Source organism: Corallococcus praedator (assembly GCF_003612125.1).
GTDB classification, from domain to species: domain Bacteria; phylum Myxococcota; class Myxococcia; order Myxococcales; family Myxococcaceae; genus Corallococcus; species Corallococcus praedator.
The window spans coordinates 1-3,641 of record NZ_RAWI01000613.1 but is presented as its reverse complement, the minus strand read 5'-3'; the positions used below and the strand labels follow the sequence as shown (position 1 = coordinate 3,641).

Genomic DNA, 3,641 nt, shown 5'->3' with positions numbered 1-3,641 from the left:
AGCCCATCCACCCGCCCCACCCGCGACTCGCACTCCGCGCAATCCTTCGCATGCACCCTGTCGTGGTCCAACCGCACCCGCACCCGCTCAAGCGGCCAGCCATGCCGATCCGCGTACATCCGCACCGTCATGGACGTGCACGCCCCCAGCGCCGCCGCCAGCAGTCCGTACGGCGTGGGCCCCGAGTCCTGCCCGCCCAGCGTCAGCGGCTCGTCCGCGCGCAGCCGGTGCGTGCCCACGCGGATGTCCTGGGCCAGCCCCCCTTCGGACGCCTCGCGCACCTCCACCTGTCCCTCCGGCAGCGGCGCCTCGCGCTCACGCACCGGCGCCACGTGCCGCGCGGCCCACGGCCCCAGCACGTCCGCCGCGTAGGCCGCGTCCTCCGGGCGAGAGAGGAAGTGATCCGCCCCGTCCAGCATCACGAGGCTCGCGGGCCGGCGCGCGCCCGTCACCCACCGGCGCGCGCTGTCCAGGGCCACGTACCGGTCCTCCGGCGCGTGCAGCACCAGCAGCGCGCCCGGAAAGGCCCCCAGCGCCTTCGCCACCGCCGCCTCGTCAATCGCGGTGAGGAAGTCGCGCCCCAGGCGCAGCCGGCCGGGCCCCAGCATGAAGGAACTCTCCGCCGCGTCGCGCTCGCCGGGAGGCAGCAACGCGCGCACCTCGTTCGCCCCCGCGGGCGCGTTCACCAGCGCCACCGCCGCCACGTCCGGCAGCCGGGGCAGCGACGCCACCACCGCCGTGCCCCCCAGGCTGTGGCCCACCAGCAGCCGGGGCACCCGCGCGTGCGCGGCGAGCCACACCGAGGCGGCCACCACCGCGTCCACGCTCGGCACGGTGTCCGGGCCCCCGTCCCCTCCCTGGGCCGGACCCTCCGTGAAGTCCAGCCGCAGCACCGCGAAGCCCCGCGACACCAGCGAGCGCGCCAGCCGCGCCGGCCCGGGCGAATGGCCCAGGCACGCGAAGCACGACACCAGCACGGCGCTCGCCACGGGCGCTCCGGAGGGCAGCTCCAGACTCCCTCCACCTCCCGGAAAGGAGATGGCCTTGCCCGGCATCTAGAAGTCCACCAGCGCCTCGGCCGTCCACACCCCGCCGGGTCCCTGCCGCACGGACACCCCCGTGAACGTGGCGCCCGTCACCGCCACGTTGGCGCCGTGGCGCTCGACCCCCGCGCGCTCGCCAAAGCCGTGGCCGAACAGGTTCAACCCGTCCAGGCGCACCGCGAAGCACTGGAAGCGCAGGCGCCGTGCCGCCATCGCGCCCACCACCGCGCTCAGCCAGTCCGCGAGGAGCTGGTCATGGTCCGCGGAATGGCACGACACCTCCAGTTCCTCGTGCGCCTCCACGCGCTTCGGGTCCGTCACCAGCGCGCAGAGCGCCTGCGCCGTCAGCTCGAAGGCCTGCTCCATGGAGTGGCCCACCCCCCGCACCCCGAGCTGCTCGTCACGCGTGAAGTGTTCCCAGTGGGCATGGGGCCTGCCTTCCTCCGAATGCACCGCTTCGACATCCATACGGCCTCCTGTTCCAGTTCCCCGGTTGCTGTCGCCTGCTCCGCTTCCCTTCCAGGCCCGCCCGGACGGCGGCCTGTCAGAACCACCACCCGCCGCCCACGTCCGGCGCCACCCCGGAGGCCCGCGCCGGGGAGGAGTCCCGGGCGCGCGTGAGCCACCGCCGCAGCTCGTCCTCGCTCAGCGAAGGGAACGTGTCGTAGACCTCCGCCACCTGGCGCAGCCCGGCCTTGAGCATCAGCGAGTGCACCGCGTCCGCCCGGCCCCGGATGAGCTCCAGCGCGACCGGGGTCGTCACGCCCACCGCCACGATGCGCTGACGCGCCCCGCGCTGCTGGAGCGCCAGGAGCGCCGCGGCCATCGTGGCCCCCGTCACCATCCCGTCGTCCACCAGGAGCACCACGCGGCCGCGGACATCCGGCGTCGGCCCGCCCCGCAGCTGCCGGGCCTGCTTCTCCACGTCCTCCAGCTCCCCGCGCAGGAAGTCCTGGAGCGCCGCCCCGGACAGGGGGGACTGGGGCGCGGCCTGGGCATCCAGGAACACCCCTCCGCCCTCCGTCACCGAGCCCAGGACGAGCTTGTTGCGGCCCGGCCCGCGCACCTTGCGCGCCACCCACAGGTCCAGCGGGGCCGCCAGCGCCCGGGCCACCTCCAGCGCCACGCTCAGCCCACCGCGCGTCAGGCCCAGCACGCGCACGTCCCCGGAGCGGTAGGGCGCCAGCACCCCCGCGAGCTTCTGCCCGGCATCTGACCGATCCTTGAACGCCATCCACCCGCCTCCTCACGGAAGGTGCGCGTTCCCCTGGAACGTGGCGGCGAAGACACAGTCAACAGCTCTCCTGGTGGGATGCCCGGGAGGCCAGGGCACCGCGAGCAGAAGGCGCGCTAGGGTGGCTCCCCATGACGCCACCCGCCCTCGTCGTCGGCAGTGCCAGTCCCCACCTCGGCCGTGCGCTCGCCCAGGCGTTCGGCATCTCGCCCGTGGCCACGAAGCTGGAGCGCTTCCCGGATGGAGAACTGCACATCGAGGTGCCCCCGGAGGCCATCCGGGGCCGCCGCGTCGTCGTCCTTCAGACCTCCACGCCCCCCGTGGGCGAGCACCTGCTGGAATTGCTCCTCCTCGCGGACGCGTGCTGGCGCGCGGGCGCGGCCTCGCTGCAGGCGGTGATTCCCTACGTGGGCTACGCACGCCAGGACCGCAGGGCCCGGGCGGGCGAACCCCTGGGGGGCAGGCTGGTGGCCGACCTGCTGTCCCACGGCCGCTTCGAGCGCGTGTTCACGGTGGACCTGCACAACCCGGCGCTGGAGGGCTGCTTCGGCGCCCCGCTGGAGCACCTGTCCGCGCTGCCCCTGCTGGCTGAAGCGCTGCGCCCCCACGTGTCCGACACCTCCGTGGTGGTGGCCCCGGACCTGGGCGCGGTGAAGCGCGCGGAGGCCCTGGCGAAGCTTCTGGGCCGGCCGTGGGCGGTGGTGCACAAGGCGCGGCTGAGCGGCAACGACGTGGAGACGCTGGGCCTGCTGGGCCAGGTGCGCGGCATGCGCCCCATCCTGGTGGACGACATGATCTCCACCGGCGGCACGCTGGCGGCGGCGGCGAAGGAGCTGAAGGGCGAGGGGTGCGTGGACGACTTCACCCTGGCCACCACGCACGCCCTGCTGGTGGGCCCCGCGCTGGAGCGCCTGCACGGCGTGCCCGTCAAGCGGCTGGTGAGCACGGACAGTGTGGAGCCCCGACAGGGCCTGCCCTTTCCCCACCAGGTGGTGACGCTGGCCCCGCTGCTCTTGCGCGCACTCTCGCCCGACGCGCGTTAGTCTGCCCAGCCATGTCCGACACTGTCCTGACGCAGCTCGACGCGGGGGTCCTCTCCGTCACCTTCAACCGGCCGGAGAAGAAGAACGCCTTCACCCACGCCATGTACGAGGCCGCCACGGCCGCCCTGCTGGACGCGGACCGCCGGGACGATGTCCGCGTGGTGCTCCTGTCCGGCGCGGGCGGCGCGTTCACCGCGGGCAACGACATTGGCGACTTCGTGGAGCACCCGCCCGCGGGCGAGGACAGCGCGGTGTTCCGCTACCTGCGCGCCCTGGCTGGCATGGCCAAGCCGGTGCTGGCCGCGGTGGAGGGGGCGGCGG

General features: G+C 74.3%; 5 protein-coding genes. 2 read left to right on the top strand and 3 right to left on the bottom strand.

All coding sequences use genetic code 11. The features are described from left to right. The 3 genes from D7Y13_RS39785 to D7Y13_RS39775 all read right to left on the bottom strand — a co-directional run. Window positions 1-1,055 (bottom strand): bifunctional alpha/beta hydrolase/OsmC family protein (locus D7Y13_RS39785; RefSeq protein WP_120631001.1); only part of this gene is annotated, 1,055 nt, incomplete at its 3' end. After that, window positions 1,056-1,511 (bottom strand): archease, encoded by a 456-nt coding sequence (locus tag D7Y13_RS39780; RefSeq protein ID WP_120535730.1) that lies wholly within the window; start codon window positions 1,509-1,511, stop codon window positions 1,056-1,058. It abuts the gene before it with no gap. A gap of 76 nt (window positions 1,512-1,587) precedes the next feature. Next, window positions 1,588-2,277, bottom strand: coding sequence for a phosphoribosyltransferase (locus D7Y13_RS39775; protein ID WP_120535731.1), 690 nt, complete (start codon window positions 2,275-2,277; stop codon window positions 1,588-1,590). A 131-nt stretch (window positions 2,278-2,408) separates the two neighbouring features. Between D7Y13_RS39775 and D7Y13_RS39770 the strand changes: the two genes are divergently transcribed. Together D7Y13_RS39770 and D7Y13_RS39765 are read left to right on the top strand one after the other, a co-directional pair. After that, window positions 2,409-3,320, top strand: a complete 912-nt coding sequence (locus D7Y13_RS39770) for a ribose-phosphate diphosphokinase (protein ID WP_120535732.1) — start codon at window positions 2,409-2,411, stop codon at window positions 3,318-3,320. 11 nt (window positions 3,321-3,331) lie between these two features. Further along, window positions 3,332-3,641: enoyl-CoA hydratase-related protein (locus tag D7Y13_RS39765; RefSeq protein WP_208734541.1), on the top strand; the 310-nt coding region annotated here is incomplete at its 3' end.